Annotated in this window: 14 protein-coding genes; 1 reads left to right on the top strand and 13 read right to left on the bottom strand. The window is 47.4% G+C overall.

Translation table 11 applies throughout. The features are described 5' to 3' along the window. Positions 1-8: 8 nt before the first annotated feature. From pfkB to ASF99_RS04275, 6 genes are all read right to left on the bottom strand, one after another. Positions 9-929, bottom strand: a complete 921-nt coding sequence (pfkB, locus tag ASF99_RS04300) for a 1-phosphofructokinase (RefSeq protein WP_035398162.1) — start codon at positions 927-929, stop codon at positions 9-11. Next, entirely contained in the window at positions 926-1,672 is a 747-nt protein-coding gene (locus ASF99_RS04295) for a DeoR/GlpR family DNA-binding transcription regulator (protein WP_023467728.1), read from the bottom strand. Before ASF99_RS04295 ends, pfkB begins: the two co-directional genes overlap by 4 nt. A gap of 287 nt (positions 1,673-1,959) precedes the next feature. Further along, complete coding sequence (locus ASF99_RS04290) at positions 1,960-2,784, bottom strand: fumarylacetoacetate hydrolase family protein (RefSeq protein ID WP_055967146.1); 825 nt, start codon at positions 2,782-2,784, stop codon at positions 1,960-1,962. A 242-nt stretch (positions 2,785-3,026) separates the two neighbouring features. Further along, positions 3,027-3,479 (bottom strand): hypothetical protein, encoded by a 453-nt coding sequence (locus tag ASF99_RS04285; protein ID WP_055967143.1) that lies wholly within the window; start codon positions 3,477-3,479, stop codon positions 3,027-3,029. Positions 3,480-3,680: 201 nt separating this feature from the next. Beyond that, positions 3,681-5,123: a SulP family inorganic anion transporter gene (locus ASF99_RS04280; protein ID WP_055967140.1), complete on the bottom strand. Its 1,443-nt coding sequence runs from the start codon at positions 5,121-5,123 to the stop codon at positions 3,681-3,683. 71 nt (positions 5,124-5,194) lie between these two features. After that, complete coding sequence (locus ASF99_RS04275) at positions 5,195-6,103, bottom strand: TetR/AcrR family transcriptional regulator (RefSeq protein ID WP_035398167.1); 909 nt, start codon at positions 6,101-6,103, stop codon at positions 5,195-5,197. Positions 6,104-6,272: 169 nt separating this feature from the next. Here ASF99_RS04275 and ASF99_RS04270 point away from each other — a divergent pair, with 169 nt between their 5' ends. Next, complete coding sequence (locus ASF99_RS04270) at positions 6,273-7,745, top strand: DHA2 family efflux MFS transporter permease subunit (RefSeq protein ID WP_023467723.1); 1,473 nt, start codon at positions 6,273-6,275, stop codon at positions 7,743-7,745. Positions 7,746-7,765: 20 nt separating this feature from the next. Here ASF99_RS04270 and ASF99_RS04265 read toward each other — a convergent pair whose 3' ends face one another. The 7 genes from ASF99_RS04265 to mutL form a co-directional block, all read right to left on the bottom strand. Continuing rightward, positions 7,766-8,254, bottom strand: a complete 489-nt coding sequence (locus ASF99_RS04265) for a 4Fe-4S single cluster domain-containing protein (RefSeq protein WP_055967138.1) — start codon at positions 8,252-8,254, stop codon at positions 7,766-7,768. Continuing rightward, complete coding sequence (locus tag ASF99_RS04260; protein WP_082486981.1) at positions 8,226-10,088, bottom strand: anaerobic ribonucleoside triphosphate reductase; 1,863 nt, start codon at positions 10,086-10,088, stop codon at positions 8,226-8,228. Before ASF99_RS04260 ends, ASF99_RS04265 begins: the two co-directional genes overlap by 29 nt. Before the next feature lie 206 nt (positions 10,089-10,294). Further along, a complete protein-coding gene (locus ASF99_RS04255; RefSeq protein WP_055967131.1) occupies positions 10,295-12,334 on the bottom strand; it encodes an ATP-binding protein in 2,040 nt (679 codons plus the stop codon). Positions 12,335-12,435: 101 nt separating this feature from the next. Continuing rightward, positions 12,436-12,960, bottom strand: a complete 525-nt coding sequence (locus ASF99_RS04250; RefSeq protein ID WP_055967128.1) for an AAA family ATPase — start codon at positions 12,958-12,960, stop codon at positions 12,436-12,438. A gap of 101 nt (positions 12,961-13,061) precedes the next feature. Then, on the bottom strand, positions 13,062-13,745 hold the full coding sequence (locus ASF99_RS04245; protein ID WP_055967125.1) for an LrgB family protein: 684 nt from the start codon (positions 13,743-13,745) through the stop codon (positions 13,062-13,064). After that, a complete protein-coding gene (locus ASF99_RS04240; protein ID WP_052017178.1) occupies positions 13,738-14,127 on the bottom strand; it encodes a CidA/LrgA family protein in 390 nt (129 codons plus the stop codon). Before ASF99_RS04240 ends, ASF99_RS04245 begins: the two co-directional genes overlap by 8 nt. A 270-nt stretch (positions 14,128-14,397) precedes the next feature. After that, positions 14,398-16,230 carry a DNA mismatch repair endonuclease MutL gene (gene mutL / locus ASF99_RS04235; protein ID WP_055967122.1) on the bottom strand — a complete coding sequence of 611 codons (1,833 nt, stop codon included), beginning with the start codon at positions 16,228-16,230 and terminating at the stop codon, positions 14,398-14,400. Positions 16,231-16,232: the final 2 nt, after the last annotated feature.

Here is a 16,232-nt window from a genome sequence, read left to right as displayed (position 1 = left end):
ACTCCTTTTTAGGATTGAATGAGTTCAACGACGTTGACGTCTTTGATGAGACGATCGATATCTTCCTTCGTACAAAGACCAAAGGAATAAGCAGACGCGCTACCAGTCGTCACCGCATAGCGGAACGCTTCTTCTGATGATTTACCGAGCGCGTGGCTGGCGACGAATCCAGCGACGAGTGAATCTCCAGCACCGACGGAATTGACGAGCTTCCCTGCCGGTGTGTTTGCCGTATAGGCACCTTCACGATTTACAAGCAGTGCTCCGTCTCCTGCAAATGAGATGACGACGTTCTCGGCACCTCGCTCGACGAGCTGTTGGGCGTATGGAACGGCCATCTCCTTCGACGTAATCTCGACGTCGAAGATTTCACCGAGTTCATGGTGATTCGGCTTGATTAAAAATGGACCGAGCGGTAAGACTTCAAGCATCGCTTCCTTCGTCGTATCGACAGCGAAGCGGACGTTCCGTTCATTCAGGATCGTCGCGATATGACGATAGAGATCATGCGGCAGACTGCTTGGGATACTACCTGCGAAGACGACGATGTCACCGGCTTCCATCGTCTTGAATCGGGATAATAAATGCTCCAGCTCTTCCGGTTGAATCTTCGGTCCCGCTGCATTCAGCTCAGATTCTTGATCGGCGCGAATCTTTACGTTGATTCGCGTCTCATCTTGAATCGGTGTGAAGTCCGTCAACACGCCTCGTTTCTCGAGTTCCGTCCGAATGAATTGTCCGGTACTTCCTCCAAGGAATCCGAGTGCTTGTGTTTCCACCTCATAGTTTTTTAGGACGAGAGAGACGTTGATCCCTTTCCCTCCGGCCACTTTTTCCGCCTGTTCGACACGATTGACTTGTCCTGCCTCAAATACCGGTAACGTGACATAATAGTCGATTGATGGGTTGAGTGTCAGTGTATAAATCATTTCGCGTTCACCACCTCTGTGTATTGACTGTATTTCGCTTCTTGCTCACTGGATGTCGTCGTGATGATCGTCGCCGCTTGCAAGGACGCCACACGACTGAAACTGATCGCATCCAGCTTCGTCTCATCGACGAGTACATACGATTGTTTTGCTAATTCGATCGCTGTCTTCTTTACGAGTGCCTCTTCCGGATCTGGTGTCGTGAAGCCTTGTGCCGGATGAACACCGTTCATCCCAAGGAACGCGACATCAAAATGGTAAATCAACATTCCTTCACGTGCGTTGTAACCGACGAGTGCTTGCGTTGAATGCTTGAGTTGCCCTCCGACGACGAACGTCGGGATACGGTGATAGAGTAACGTGTTCGCTAGAGGAAGACTGTTCGTTACGACCGTAATCGCCTTCTCTTCGAGATACGGAACGATGGCAAGCGTCGTCGTTCCGGCATCGAGATAGACATACATCCCGTCTTCAATCAGGTCGGCAGCCGCTCGCGCGATCCGCTCCTTCTCTTCGACGTGTTGGTCACTCTTCTCGAAATAACTCGGTTCTTCAATTTGCAAATGGTTCGCTGTTGCGCCCCCGTGCACCCGACGCAGATGACCTGCTGTCTCGAGTTGTGATAAATCCCGACGAATCGTGGATTCACTCGCACCGGTTTGTTCGACGATCTTTTGCATCTTGACGACTTCTTCTCGGGCTAAAAGCTCAAGGATGAGTTGATGGCGTTTTTTGGTTAACATAAGGTTTCCCTCCGCATCTTTAATATAAAGCGTTTACATCTAAAAATCAATCAAAAACGTTCAAAATTTATATAAATTCTTTATAAAACGTTCAAAATACGACTTTTTTCGACATTAAACCGTTCTTATAGTTTCATTATACATCAAAAACGGTCATTTTATGACTGTTTTGTTGGTTAGAATCAATCATTTTTTAAATTTTTGACGATTTTCACAAAATAAAAAACCACTTTCCAAAGTAATTCGGAAAGTGGTGAATGAAAATCGGTCATTTCAGTCATCTTCGTTCACTGGACTTCATTTTGCAAGCGACCGATTCCTTCAATCGATACTTCGACGACATCCCCTGTCTGAAGGTAGACCGGTGGTTTCATGCCGTGACCCACACCAGCCGGAGTGCCTGTCGCAATGATGTCCCCTGCTTCAAGCGTCATCCCGCGCGACACTTCAACTAAAATCGTTACGACATCACGCAACATCAAGGCCGTTGATCCCGATTGACGGAGTTCCCCGTTCACACGCGTCTCGACAAGGACGTCACGCGGATCAAAGCTGTCCGCTGAGACGATGACGGGTCCGAACGGACAGAACCCATCGAGTGATTTGCCACGGAAGAACTGGACGTGTTCTTTTTGTAAGTCCCGCGCTGTCACATCATTGACGATACTGTAGCCAAACACGTGATCAAGTGCATTCTCAGGTGTCAGATCACGCCCCGTCGTGCCGATAATGATAGCAAGCTCACCTTCATAATCCAGTTGCTGCGTCAAATTCGCATGCCGCTCAATCGGTTCGAACGGACCAACGATCGATGTCGGTGCTTTCGTGAACAAGACGAATTTCCCCGCTCCCGCCGTATCCATCTCCTTGATGTGATCGGCGTAGTTCTTGCCGACACAGATGACGTTTCGTGCTGGTACATAAGGTGCGAGCTGTCGTACATCCCCTTTAAGTAGTGGCGCGATATCTAAATCAAGGTCAACTTCGAACTCACGTGAAATCACTTCAAACAATGAATCCGTATAGACTTGTGCCGTCACATCATATGTAGAGCCATCCCGTTCAACCCCGATACCTACTTTTCCTTCTTGCTCAAATCGAAACCATTTCATCCTAAATGCCCCCTTTTGTTTCTAGTATAGCGAAACTGAAAGCACGTCGCACTTATCCTCTCCAGCACATGTTCAATCCTCAAATCGTTTTGCTATTATTTTTAGTGATAAAACATAATTCATACATGGTATTCAGTCATTCTTTGACTTTTTAGTTCGTTTCAACAGTTGAAGATCATATAGATATCTTATAAATCATATCGGACGAGTAGTAGGTTTGAATGTTAAAACATCATACTCATTTATTCCTGTGATAAGAAGTTAAATTTTTCTATAGGAATATGATGAATATTTATAGGACACTTGTATTTTTCTAATACATTTTGGAGTAAAGGAAAAATGTCATCCAAATTATTTTTATGTTTGAAATTACTAATAACTTCAATATCCAAATTCCATCGACACTCTTCTTTATCCTCTAAAAAACCACCTGCCACGGTACATAATTCATCATACGTTTCTTGAGTAACTTCCTCAGGTGAAATAATGATTGCTTTTATAAAATTATCATATCCAAAGTCGTCTTCCGAGATTCCATCAATATTTTTTAAATAAGGAAAATCGTCAATAGTGCTAGGACGTTGATAGTCAATGAGTATTAGGCAATACATAGGTGGTGTTAAATAACCATCTCTCAAAAAATATGCTTCGACTGTCTTTAAATTGAGTATTCTATTCAAATGGTAATTTTTCATTTAGTGAACCTCGTTTACTTATTAAAGTGAGTTGAATTAAAGTTTTTAACGTTAGTTCATAATAACTTTCTTTTTTAATAGCTTACACCTTATCACATCATACAATTATTGGATTCATAGTGCGTATTTGACTCGTCGAGACAATAGAAAGAGGTGGCATTCCCAATGTACCTAGGAATGCCACCCCTTTTATAAAATTCGTTACGCAATCCGCTGAGCTAGTCGATCAACAAGAGCCTGCGACTCTTCGTTCAATCCAACGAGTTCAACTTTTTTGCCAAGTCGTTCGTATTTCAAGACGACGTTTTCGATCGCTTCGATAGCGGAATCATCAAACAAGTGACACGCTGAGAAATCGAGCGTGATGACAGACGATGGATCAGTTTCGAGCTGAAACTGTTCTGCAAATGCTGTCGTCGATGCGAAGAACAACGGTCCACGAATCGTATAACGGACTCGATCTGTTTGCTCCTTGCGCTCGACTTGAATACGAGAAATTTTTGACGCAAATAATAACGCAGCAAGCAAGATTCCGACAAGAACACCCATTGATAAATCGTTCGTCAATACGGTGACGAGAACGGTTGCGAGCATGACAGCAGAATCACTCTTCGGTGACGTCTTGAGCATCTTGAATGATCCCCAGTCAAACGTCGCATACGAGACGAAGAACATGACGCCGACGAGTGCTCCCATCGGAATCGTCATCAATAGATCATTCATCGTAAACATCAACAGCATTAAAAACACACCTGCTGTAAACGTCGACAAGCGACCACGCCCACCCGACGTGACATTGATGACCGATTGACCGATCATTGCACAGCCCGGCATGCCACCGAACATACCTGCGATGATGTTCGCAATTCCTTGTCCGCGTGATTCCATCGCTTTGTTCGACGTCGTATCCGTCATCTCATCGACGATTCGTGCTGTCAGCAACGATTCGATCAACCCAACGAATGCAAGTGACAAAGCATACGGGAAGATGATTTGGAGCGTCTCAAGCGAGAACGGAACATCCGGCAGGAAGAAGCTTGGTAACGCCGCTTCGATTTGCCCCATGTCCCCGATGACTCGTGTATCAAGTGAGAAGACGACCGTCAACACTGTCATGATCGTGATCGCAACGAGTGGTGCCGGGATCGCTTTCGTCACGCGTGGGAATAACAAGATGATGGCGAGTGATGCGGCGACCATTGCGTACATGATCCAGTTCTGTCCTTCGAACTGCGGCAGTTGTGCCGAGAAAATCAAAATCGCTAAAGCATTGACGAATCCGACCATGACGGATCGAGGAATGAACCGTAATAACTTAGCAATTCCTAAAAATCCGAACGCGATTTGTAGAATTCCGGCAAGGATACCGGCAGCTAGTAAATAATCGACACCATGGTCCTTGACGAGCTGGACGACGACGAGTGCCATCGCACCGGTCGCAGCTGAAATCATTCCGGGACGACCGCCGGCAATCGAGATGACGATCGCAATGATGACGGAAGCGTATAAACCGACCATCGGATTAACGCCAGCAATCAGCGAAAACGCGATTGCTTCCGGAACGAGTGCCAAGGCAACGACGATTCCGGACAGCAAATCCGCTTTTGGTTGCAGGAACCACTCTTTTTTCCATTGAGTAAACATATGATGATGAGACCCCTTTTCTAACATGAATGGTCTCAGTGTAATCTGATCAGTTTCAAAAAGCAACCTTTTTAGGAAGTTTTGGTCCGCACACGGGCAATCTCATCGACCATCGCCTTATAGGTTGCCATGATCTCCTGACCCGCAAAGACCGGATCTTCGTCCATCGTCTCGAGTGCCCGGCGTAGAAGATGAATTTTTGGTTTCTTCCGTTCGAGTAGTTCTTCATAGATGAAATCAAGAACCTCTTCATGGGCTTCCTTCGATTCATCGGAAATCGATGACAGGGTAATCAAGCGTTTCATATGCGCACTCGTCTTCTCAAACAAATCCTTCCGAATGACGACTTCATCTTGTGGACGGTCGAGCCAAACGGATAGGAAGCGCGGCGGAATCAACTGTTCTTCCGTCCGACTGACGTCTTCGACGAGATGCGTCAATCGATTGAATACGTAACGGACGACACGTTCCGGTTGTGTGTTCGGTTCGGATTGTCGGAAGAAGTACATCGCATATTGCAACATTCCTGTATAAATGACCGCTAAATCTAGAAGATACGGTTCTTTCGTCTGACCGAATAAATCACGTAATCGTTCAAACGTCCATTCGATCTCGAGAAGACGGTTATTCTCCATGAACGTCTTCAGTTCTTTTTCATTTGAAGCAATCGCCTCTTCGAACAACGTATACAATTTATATTTTTGCATCAGTTCCAAGTAACAGTTACCTTGTTGAATGAACGTCTCATAATCCGAGACATCTCGTCCGACGAGAATTTCCTTGCGCGCTGTCCGCATCTTTTCAAAGACGGTATTGAATACATCGATGAATAATTCATTTTTAGAGGAGAAGTAGTTATAGAACGTTCCTTTGGAAACGTTACTGTGCTCAAGAATGTCCTGGATGGACGTCGATTGATATCCTTTTTCGACGAATAGCTGATAGGCGGCATCTAGAAGTTGTTTCTTTTTTGGATTCATGGTCTTGTCCTTTTCTGTTCAAATGATTGCAATGGTTTAACAATCACTTATTTTAGTGTATGAAGCAAATAATTTGAATTCATTCGACTTAGCCTGGTAAGATAGCCAAGTTAGTCATAGAATTCAAGTCTAACATTTTAGACTCGTAGTACAAAAGGAGCATAACGAAATGCAATCAAGCAAGCAATCATCACGACTTTATTTAATTTTAACTGTCCTTATGGCAGGTGCGTTCGTTGCGGTCCTAAACTCAACGTTACTTAATATCGCCTTACCGTCAATCATGGGATCGTTCGGTATTCAGGCAAGCACCGCCCAGTGGTTGACGACGGGCTATATGCTCGTCAACGGAATCATGATTCCGACGTCAGCCTTCCTTGTCCAGAAGTTTTCGACACGTCAACTGTTCTTGACGGCGATGACGCTGTTCTCACTCGGTACGATCATCGCTGGACAAGCACACGTCTTCCCGCTTCTACTCGGCGCGCGGATGATGCAGGCGTCAGGTTCTGCGATCATGATGCCATTATTAATGAATGTTCTTTTGACCGGTTTCCCGATCGAGAAACGCGGACAAGCAATGGGGATCTTCGGACTTGTCATCACGTTCGCCCCAGCCATCGGCCCCACATTGTCCGGCTGGATTCTTGAACATTATGAGTGGCGGATGCTGTTCCATCTCGTCACTCCGATCGCATTACTCGTGCTCTTCACGGGTGCCTTCTTGTTGAAGAAAGAGACGGTTCGTAGCACACTCAAACTCGATTTGTTCTCACTCGTTCTCTCAAGCTTTGGTTTCGGTGGATTGCTGTATGGATTTAGTTCCGCTGGTTCTGCCGGATGGGGGTCTTGGACGGTCATCGGATCGTTGATCATCGGTGTAATCAGTCTGACTTCCTTCATTATACGTCAATTCATGCTCGAAGAACCGATGCTTGAGTTCGGGATTTTCCGTTATCCGATGTTCGCTTTATCGCAAGGAATTTCGATGGTCCTGAACATGTCGATGTTCTCCGCCATGATCTTGATGCCGATCTATATCCAGACGATTCGCGGTATCTCACCGTTCCACTCTGGTCTCTTGATGTTACCGGGGGCAATCGTCATGGCGATCATGTCACCGATCACGGGTCGTCTGTTCGACCGATTCGGCGCCCGGATCCTTGCCATCATCGGCTTATCACTGACGGTCTTGACGACGTTCTCGTTTAGTCAATTAGCGGCGGATACGTCATATGCGTTCCTCGTCATCATGTATACGTTACGTTTCCTTGGAATCTCGATGGTCATGATGCCGGTCATGACGAACGGATTGAACCATATTCCGCAACACTTGACGCCCCATGGTACGGCATTGAACAATACGTTGTCACAAGTATCGGGTGCGATCGGTTCAGGTCTGCTCGTGACGATCATGACGTCGCGGACGAAGCATCACGTCCCGGAATTCGCTTCACAACCTGAAGCCGCTAATCCGGAATGGTTACAGATGCAAGCGATGATCGAAGGGATCAATGATACGTTCTTCATCGCGACGTTACTTGCACTCGCGGCATTGATCTTATCGTTCTTCATCAAAAAACGACGGACGACGACACTTGCAGTCGTCGAATCCGTCGATCAAGAACAAAAATATGCATGATTTGCTTCTCCCCTGTCTATTCAGACGGGGGAGTTTTTGTTTTTGTGTAACACTCTTTTTTGCAGTTGCTGTCGATCATAAATTCGTTGATTTGTACTGCCCCGAAAACGTGTCGTTCGGTCGAGTTTCGACAGGATGAACGGACCATCGATGAGTCCATCTAGTCGCAGTATTAGTGGATACCATCGTTGACGTCTTAAGATTTCCTCTAGTACATAGCCAGTATATAAAATGACGTCATAGTCTGGTCCAAGTCGTTCAAGTAGTTGCACAAGTGCTGCCGCTTGAAGCATCGGCTCCCCGCCGGACAATGTCAAACGACGATTTCCGATCGCCTGAATCCGTTCTACTGTTTCTTCAATCGTCCACTCCACTCCACCTGTCGGGTCCCAGGAGGACGGATTATGACAGCCGACACAGTGGTGTGGACAACCGGCAAGAAACAGGACCGTTCGCAAACCGGGTCCATCAACGACAGAATCAGGATGAAGGGAAAGAACGCGTAACATCGTGCTTCACCCGATTCTGCTCTTCAGCCCGTTTTGCCTCATTCCAACGGTCCAGTGTACCGACGAGATATCCTGTGATGCGTCGAATCCGTTCGATCGATCTACTTCCGCAAACCGGACACTGATCCTCGATCGTCTGCTCCGTTCGACAATCAAGACAACGATCGACGGGATGATTGATTGACCCATAGCCGATTCCAGCTTCCGCCATCAAACGAACGATGTCTTCAATCGCTTGTGGATTTCCGGCAAGGGCGCCATCTGTCTCGACATAGGTGATATGTCCACCATTACATAATGCATGAAACGGTGCTTCGAGTTGAATCTTTTCACGGATCGTTACGGGCGCATCGACAGGGATATGAAAGGAATTCGTGTAATACGGCTGATCGGTCACTCCTTTGATTTCACCGAAGTCACTAGCATCACGACGTGTGAACTTACCTGATAACCCTTCAGCTGGAGTTGCCAGTAAACTGAAGTTCAATCCCGTCATCTCGCCATAGTTGTCGATGACCGTTCGCATCGCTTGAATCAAGGCAATACCAATCTGGTGCGCCAGTTCGGAATACCCATGATGATTGCCCGTCAAAACGGTCAAACATTCCGCGAGACCGATGAAGCCGACCGCTAACGTCCCGTGCTTGAGGACCTGACCCACCTGATCCGTACTTTTTAGCATCTCACCGTCTTTCCAGACATGTTGATATAAAAATGGAAACGCGTCAGCTGTTCGACTTGCCTGGAACTCATAACGCGCAATGAGTTGCCGGCATGCAAGTCTTGTCGTCTCTTGGACGGCTTCGAACATTTGATCGACGGTTTGACTCTGAAGTGCCAAACGGACGAGATTGATGCTCGTAAACGATAAGTTCCCTCGCCCTGTAACGGACGGGATGTCTCCACGATCTTCAAACACACGGGTCCGGCATCCCATGTACGCGACTTCGGCTCCCCCTGGTTGCTCCTGACGGTTGAATGGTGCATCAAGAAACGCAAAGTTCGGAAACAGTCGTTTTCCTGTCACGCGGGTAGCAAGTTGAAACAAATCGTAGTTCGGGTCTGTCGGTGACAGGTTGATGCCTTGTTTGACTTTAAAGATTTGAATTGGAAAGATCGGCGTCTCCCCTCTTCCTAACCCACGTTCCGTCGCTGTCAGCAAGGCGCGCTGGAAGAGCCGCCCTGCCTGCGTAGTATTCGTTCCATAATTGACGGATAAAAACGGTACCTGTCCCCCACCGCGTGAATGCATTGAATTCGTATTATGGATGAACGCTTCGCACGCCTGAAACGTCTTTTCATACGTCTCCTGCCATGCGCGCCGCTCCCGTTTGCGTCGCTTCCAATGCGGTACAAGGTCATGTAGTTTGATACATTCGCGTTGGTAGGTCTTTTCGACGAATGGTGCTATATCATCGTCAAAGGTCGCAAAGGCTTGTCCGCCATGCTGCATGTTTTGATTCGCCTGGACGATGATTGCTGCAAGGGCGAGGGCGGAACGGATGTCTTGCGCTGGACGGATTGAACCGTGTGTCGTCTGAAATCCGTTTGAGAGTAGCTGACCGAGCGGAATCTGGGCACAAGTCGTCGTCCCGGTCACGTAATAATCGGCGTCGTGGATATACAAGATGTTGTCGTCAAGCGCCTGCAAGACATCTGCTTCGAGATGTTGTCGCATCATCTGTCGCGCTGCTTCCCCAGCAATCCGCTGTAATTTCGCTAGCGGTGTTTTGCCATCAATGTTTGCATTCTCTTGTTCGATATCTTGCGGTGGTGTGAGTAACGCTTCTAAGCTCTCCATGATTCTTTTTCCTCCCACGTTTTTTGTAATCACTATAGCGAGAGTTCAGAAACGTTCGCAATCCCTGCACAACTTACGATTTTTTCAACTGTTTCAGCCGTTCTGTCATCAATCTGTTCGATTTATCGTTCAAATGTCTGCATCTTACTCGTTTTAGCCAAACGCAGGAATTTGGACGAATCTCACACGAGGCACGACAAAAAAGAAGAGGCGCATGATATCGCCTCTTCTTCGTCTCTTCATTCTGCTTCGAGTAACGCGTCTGTCGCACTCGGCAACTTGACCCGGAAGACCGTTCCTTCTCCAAGGATTGATTCGACTTCGATATTGCCATCATGTGCGCGAACGATTTCCTTACAAATCGATAATCCAAGACCTGTCCCGCCAATCTTTCGGCTGTCTGAGTTGTCGACCCGGTAAAACTTACTGAATAGATGCGGCATCGAATGACTCGGAATCCCGATCCCGAAATCGCGAACGCTGAGTTCGATTTGATTGTGTTGGTGAGTCATCGTGACGACGACATCCCCGCCGTCCGGTGAGTACTTCACCGCGTTATTCAAGAGATTACCGAGTAACTGTTTCATGCTGTTCGCATCTGCCTCGACCATGAAGTCCTGTTCATCATTCAAATCAAGTTTCAGACTGTGTTGCTCCGTCGCTGCTTGATAAAACTGAATTTGTTCCTTGACGATTTCTTTCAGGTCAAAGATTTGTTTGTCATACTCTTGCTTTCCTGACTCCATCCGCTGAACGTTCAAGAAGTCGCTGACGAGATCGGTCAGACGCTTCGATTCATCGTGAATCGTCTGCAAGTATCGCTTGTTCCGCTCAGGATCCAAATCCCGTTTCAACATGAGCTCCGTAAAGCCATAAATCGAAGAGAGCGGTGTTCGAAGTTCATGCGAGACCGTTGAGACGAGTTCCGACTTCACGCGGTCGACTTCTGTCTCAGCCGTGACGTCACGGAAGACGAGAATCGTTCCTTTTGAATGTCCCCCGTGCGCAATGGCTTCGGCATAGACTTGAATGAAGTATTCACCTTGGTCGATCGACAAGGAGAACATGCCCTCCGGAATCTCACCCGATAAGACTTCTTCAAAGTATGCTTCAAACGCTTCCTTTTGGTCCATCTGCTCGAACATCGTTTCCGGTCGGACTTCGAGGAAGGTCATCGAATCGTTGCCTTCTTCGACTTGTAACGACTGGAAGATATCGAATAACGCCTGATTTCCTAAGATCGTCTTCTCTTCGTGTTTGATGTAGAGAATCGCTTCCCGAACGGAATTCAACAGTTGTGCCGTCTCTTTTCGTTCGTATTCCATCTGTTCGTAGAGTGACATTCGCATCAATGAGATCGCGATTTGTTTCGAGAACGATTCCAGTTCCGCTAAATCCTGTTGGTTGAATGGTGCGTCAAACCGTGCTAGATAAAGACAAGCAATCAATTCTTCTTTTGCCGGATCCATGATCGGAATGACACCTTCATAGACGTGATACGGATACTTGATCAGATTGTCGTTCGCGACCTTTTTTGAAGAATGTGCGGTTTCCTTTGAAATCATGACTCGCTTTAGTAGTAACGACTCCGTCTTCAGGCTTTCTTGTTGTTCTTCTGTCATTTCTTTTGGAACGACTTGCGCGATTTCATTATTCTTAATCAATAACAATGCCCCGAACTCTGTCTTCGTCAACCGGACAATCGTACTGATGACAGACGAGTAATCGAATAAACTCTCCTTTGAAGCAAGCGTTTCGATCAGTTCATTCCGATCCTGCAAATGGAGTTCATTCGTCCGCGTCACTTCAAGAGCACGCTCAAGCTCATTCTGTTTTTGCTTCAATACTTCCTGATTGTGTTCCATTTCTTGATTCTTAGCTGACAATTCCGCATGTTGTGATGAGATCGACCGTGCCATCTGGTAAAACGATGCCGTCAATTGACCGACTTCATTATGGCTGTCGACATCATGCTCGAGCGAAATCGACTTGCCTTCCGCAAGGCGACGGCTTTTGACGTTCAATTCGCGGAGTTGTGACGTCACCCGATGAATTAAGGGACGAACGATGAACAATAGACAAAATAAAAAAATCATCAAGTTCAAGAACCAGAACCATTGTGTCTTTTGTAACTGGTCGAGTACTTGCTCCTTCGTCCGACCGTCTGCATTATCCACGTATAAATAACTGGCAACCGATGTGATGACACTTAGTGCAAAGACACTATAAAAAATCGCCATCAACTGTCTGCCTAATTTCTCAGTCATCCAGTGTTTCATGTTCATAAATCCTCCTAGCAATAAGTTGCCCTTCGTTCAAGATTGTTTCCTCCTCATCTATTATCATCTAATGATTCCCGGAAACATCCCTCTTGAATCCTTTACGGTCGGGCAGGCGAGAGTCCGATCCCGGTCACGAGAGCAATCGCATCAATGACTTGCACTTTCGTCAGATCATCCGTCTCAATCTGTTGACTGAACAATGGATCGGTCAGTTGACGTAAGCGTTGTTCTGCCTGTTGACCGCCCCACGAGTTTGGACGCTCAAAGCGGCTGATCAGGCGGCGTTTGACAGTTGTCTCCTTCGCCATAAGGGCGATATGACGGACGTCATGACCGTTCGCTCGTAACGTGCCGATGATTTCCTGAAAGTACGCTGGATTCGTCAAGGTCATCGGCACGATGATTCGCGCATCTTCCGTATCGAGCTGTTCGAGGAGCTGTCGGTTAAACGTGCGCCACAACGGCTCATCCTGGAAATCATCCTTGTTTTCCGGCAGTTGCGCCCGTAGAAAATAACCCGTCTCTTCCGGGTCAAAAATGTATGATCCGCTCCAATGCTTTTGTAATCCTTTTGCTGCTGTCGTCTTCCCGACACCAAACGTACCGTTAATCCAAATGATCATCTTCTTCTCCTCCACCCTGTTTTCTGTTGTACTATACTGCAAAAGTGGTCGACAAGTTTCAATCGGTTACAAAAAAACACTCCGTTGAAAAAACAGAGTGTTTAGCCATATAACCATGTGATTAAAAACGGTGCGAGAATGCTAGCACAGACAGCCGTCAAGACCATCGTCAACAGACCGACCGCCCCTTCGCGTTGATCAAGACTCATCGATTTCGTCGCACCCATGACGTGGGCAATCGATGCTAAGCCTACTCCACGGCTGACGAAATGCCGAATCTTCAAGCCCGTCATTAATTTTGGTCCGACGATGGATCCCGTCAATCCGGTCAATAAAACGAAAGCTGCCGTCAGCGTCGTCGTCCCGCCTGCTTTTTGTGAGATCGCTAAGGCAACGGGTAACGTGACCGATTTCGGTAACAAGGCAAGGTTCGTCGTCCGCTCGAGATGGAGCAGCAGACCGAGTAACAGATCTGAACTCATTGCAATACATGTTCCAAGCAATACACCGAGTCCGATTTCCGGCAGAAAACGGCGGACGTGATGCCGGACGCGATAGAGTGGAATCGCGAACGCTGTGATCGCTGGACCGAGCATCTTCGACAAGTATTGTCCTCCTTGCATGTATTCTGCATGTGAGACGCCGCTATAGACGAGAATCACGATCAGGACAGCCGTCACCGTCAGGATCGGTAACGTCCAGACACGAGGATGACGTTGATAAAGGAACATCGCGCCACTGAATAAAAGAATGGTTAGGATGATCCAGAACAGTGTCTCACTCATGTGGGTTCACCGCCTCTTTCCGGTGTGCCAAGCGATCGACGATGTACGCTGAGCCGACTAACGTCAGCAGGCTGCTGACGACGACGATCAACACGACTTGAAGACCAGATGTTCGAAGGAATGCCGTATAATCCATGATTCCAGACAGTGCTGGAACGAAGAATAACGGCATGACGAACAGCAGAAAGGTTCCGCCCCGTTCAACAGCGACGAGAGGAAGCAATCGACTTTTTAACGTCACGTACAGAAGAATCAAGCCGATGATGTTACCGGGTAATGGTAACTGGAAAGTTTCGCTCACCCAGTCCCCACTGAGTGAAAAACAAAAAATAAGTGCGATTTGAGCAATGATTTGAATGATACGCATAACGCGTGAAAGCATGATAAAGGTCCCCTTGTTAACAGTTTCGGGTCTTATTATCCGCCTCTTTCCTTCAACAATCAATGAAATCTAGTTAATCAACTGAAGTAACCGTTCTCATGAAAATCCTCACCTTTTTTGTATTAGCACAAACAAAAACCAGTCAGTCGTGTATCAGTACAAAAAATGATTCGAGACGAACAATAAGCGCAATCCTTCTCATTAGAGAAAAATTGCGCCTTGTCTTCAATCTGAAGACGACACCTGAATGGGATCGTCTCCTCATCTTGATTACATGACCCGTTTAAATAACTTCTCAAGTTCATACGTCGTCCATTCGATGATGACCGGACGTCCGTGTGGACACGTGAACGGCATCTCCGTCTTCGCTAGATCGTCAATCAACCGGCGCATCATCTCATCGTTCAACGGATGATTCGCCTTGATTGATTTTTTACATGCCATCATGATGGCGGCATCTTCCCGATACGTCTCGAGATCGATTTTTCGCTTCATCAAGGCTTCATCGAGTAATTCCTGAATCGTCTCTTCCTGCCGATGGGATGGGAACCATGTCGGAACTTCTCGAACGATAAAACTTTGTGGACCGAATGGTTCGAACTCGATGCCGACGTCTTTTAGCAACGGAAGGACCTCCTCCATCCGTTTCATATCATCCGACGAGATTTCAAATGTATACGGTAAGAGCAATTGTTGCCTCTGTTCCGGTGGTCGACCGAACATGACCTTATACGTCTCGTATTTGATTCGTTCCTGTGCTGCATGTTGATCAATCATATACATCCCGTCTTCCCCGGCACAGACGATATAGGACGAATGAAGTTGACCGATGACGTCGAGATGCGGAAAGCGCGGACGCGCGGCTGGTTCCTCAATCAGTTCAGCAAACTCCTGCTTGACCGGTGCGATGGGCTCGAATAGATCATCCTCGTTGCTAAAAGGTAATGATTTCTCGACAGGTGGTCGATCGTCTTCTTGCGGCTTTTTCGGAATCGGATAATTCCAGACCGCTCGCGATGACGTTTCTTCGACCGGTTCAGCGACATAAGAAAAATCGAGTTTTTCCTGGCTACTCGGATCTTTTTTTGGTTTCGGTGGCGTCACTTTCGGAATCAGCGTCTCCCGGCTGAGCGTCATCTTGATCGTCTCCTGGATCAACTGGCAGAGCTCCACCTCTTTTGAAAGACGGACTTCTCGTTTCGCCGGGTGAACGTTGACATCGATCAAGAGTGGATCCATCGTCACCTCGATGACCGCAATCGGATACCGCCCGATCGGTAAGAGCGTATGGTAACCGTTCAAGACCGCTTGCGTCAGGGCGAAGTTTTTGACCGAACGTCCATTGAGAATCAACGTGATGTAATTCTTTGAGGCACGGGTCACTTCCGGTTTGACGAGATGACACGTCAATTGATAATCGGCATTCGCACCTTTGGCGACTAGTGTTCCTTGAATCGTTTGATGACCGTAGACACTCGCCAGTGCTTGCCGGACGTCTCCTGATCCGTTCGTCTGGATCAATGTCTTCCCTTCATGCGTTGCTCGAAGTTTGACGTCTGGATGAGCGAACGCCATCCGGTTCAGCACGTCTGTGATCGCCGCAAGCTCCGTATGCGTCGTCTTCAAATACTTCAGCCGTGCCGGTGTATTGAAGAAGAGATGCTCGACCGTCAATTCCGTTCCCCGGTTCATTGCTGCTGGTGTCCGTTCAACGACCGTCCCGTACTCAAGCGTCACTTGAATTCCTTCCGCGTCCTCACGTTTCGTCTTCAATGTCACTTTACTGACGGACGCGATCGAGGCAAGTGCCTCTCCGCGAAAACCAAGTGTCTTGATTCGGAACAAGTCATGCTCGTCCTTAATCTTACTCGTCGCGTGACGGACGAAAGCCAGTTCAGCGTCATCCGGGTAAAACCCGTGTCCGTTGTCGCGGATCGTCATCCGTTTCATTCCAGCTTCTTCGAGTTCGACATCGATTTGGGTCGCACCGGCATCAAGTGCGTTCTCGACCAGTTCCTTGACGACCGATGCTGGTCGTTCGACGACTTCTCCCGCCGCGATCCGGTTCGCTAAACTATCGGATAATTCACGAATGATTCCCACTG

This window comes from Exiguobacterium sp. Leaf187 (genome assembly GCF_001423925.1).
GTDB classification, from domain to species: domain Bacteria; phylum Bacillota; class Bacilli; order Exiguobacteriales; family Exiguobacteriaceae; genus Exiguobacterium_A; species Exiguobacterium_A indicum.
This window is presented reverse-complemented; position numbering and strand designations above follow the sequence as displayed.

What these genes read in the sequence shown, in the direction of transcription:
- pfkB (WP_035398162.1), bottom strand. Translation starts at nt 929, where the DNA reads ATGATTTATACACTGACACTCAACCCATCAATCGACTATTATGTCACG.
- ASF99_RS04295 (WP_023467728.1), bottom strand. Translation starts at nt 1,672, where the DNA reads ATGTTAACCAAAAAACGCCATCAACTCATCCTTGAGCTTTTAGCCCGA.
- ASF99_RS04290 (WP_055967146.1), bottom strand. Translation starts at nt 2,784, where the DNA reads ATGAAATGGTTTCGATTTGAGCAAGAAGGAAAAGTAGGTATCGGGGTT.
- ASF99_RS04285 (WP_055967143.1), bottom strand. Translation starts at nt 3,479, where the DNA reads ATGAAAAATTACCATTTGAATAGAATACTCAATTTAAAGACAGTCGAA.
- ASF99_RS04280 (WP_055967140.1), bottom strand. Translation starts at nt 5,123, where the DNA reads ATGTTTACTCAATGGAAAAAAGAGTGGTTCCTGCAACCAAAAGCGGAT.
- ASF99_RS04275 (WP_035398167.1), bottom strand. Translation starts at nt 6,103, where the DNA reads ATGAATCCAAAAAAGAAACAACTTCTAGATGCCGCCTATCAGCTATTC.
- ASF99_RS04270 (WP_023467723.1), top strand. Translation starts at nt 6,273, where the DNA reads ATGCAATCAAGCAAGCAATCATCACGACTTTATTTAATTTTAACTGTC.
- ASF99_RS04265 (WP_055967138.1), bottom strand. Translation starts at nt 8,254, where the DNA reads ATGTTACGCGTTCTTTCCCTTCATCCTGATTCTGTCGTTGATGGACCC.
- ASF99_RS04255 (WP_055967131.1), bottom strand. Translation starts at nt 12,334, where the DNA reads ATGAAACACTGGATGACTGAGAAATTAGGCAGACAGTTGATGGCGATT.
- ASF99_RS04250 (WP_055967128.1), bottom strand. Translation starts at nt 12,960, where the DNA reads ATGATCATTTGGATTAACGGTACGTTTGGTGTCGGGAAGACGACAGCA.
- ASF99_RS04245 (WP_055967125.1), bottom strand. Translation starts at nt 13,745, where the DNA reads ATGAGTGAGACACTGTTCTGGATCATCCTAACCATTCTTTTATTCAGT.
- ASF99_RS04240 (WP_052017178.1), bottom strand. Translation starts at nt 14,127, where the DNA reads ATGCTTTCACGCGTTATGCGTATCATTCAAATCATTGCTCAAATCGCA.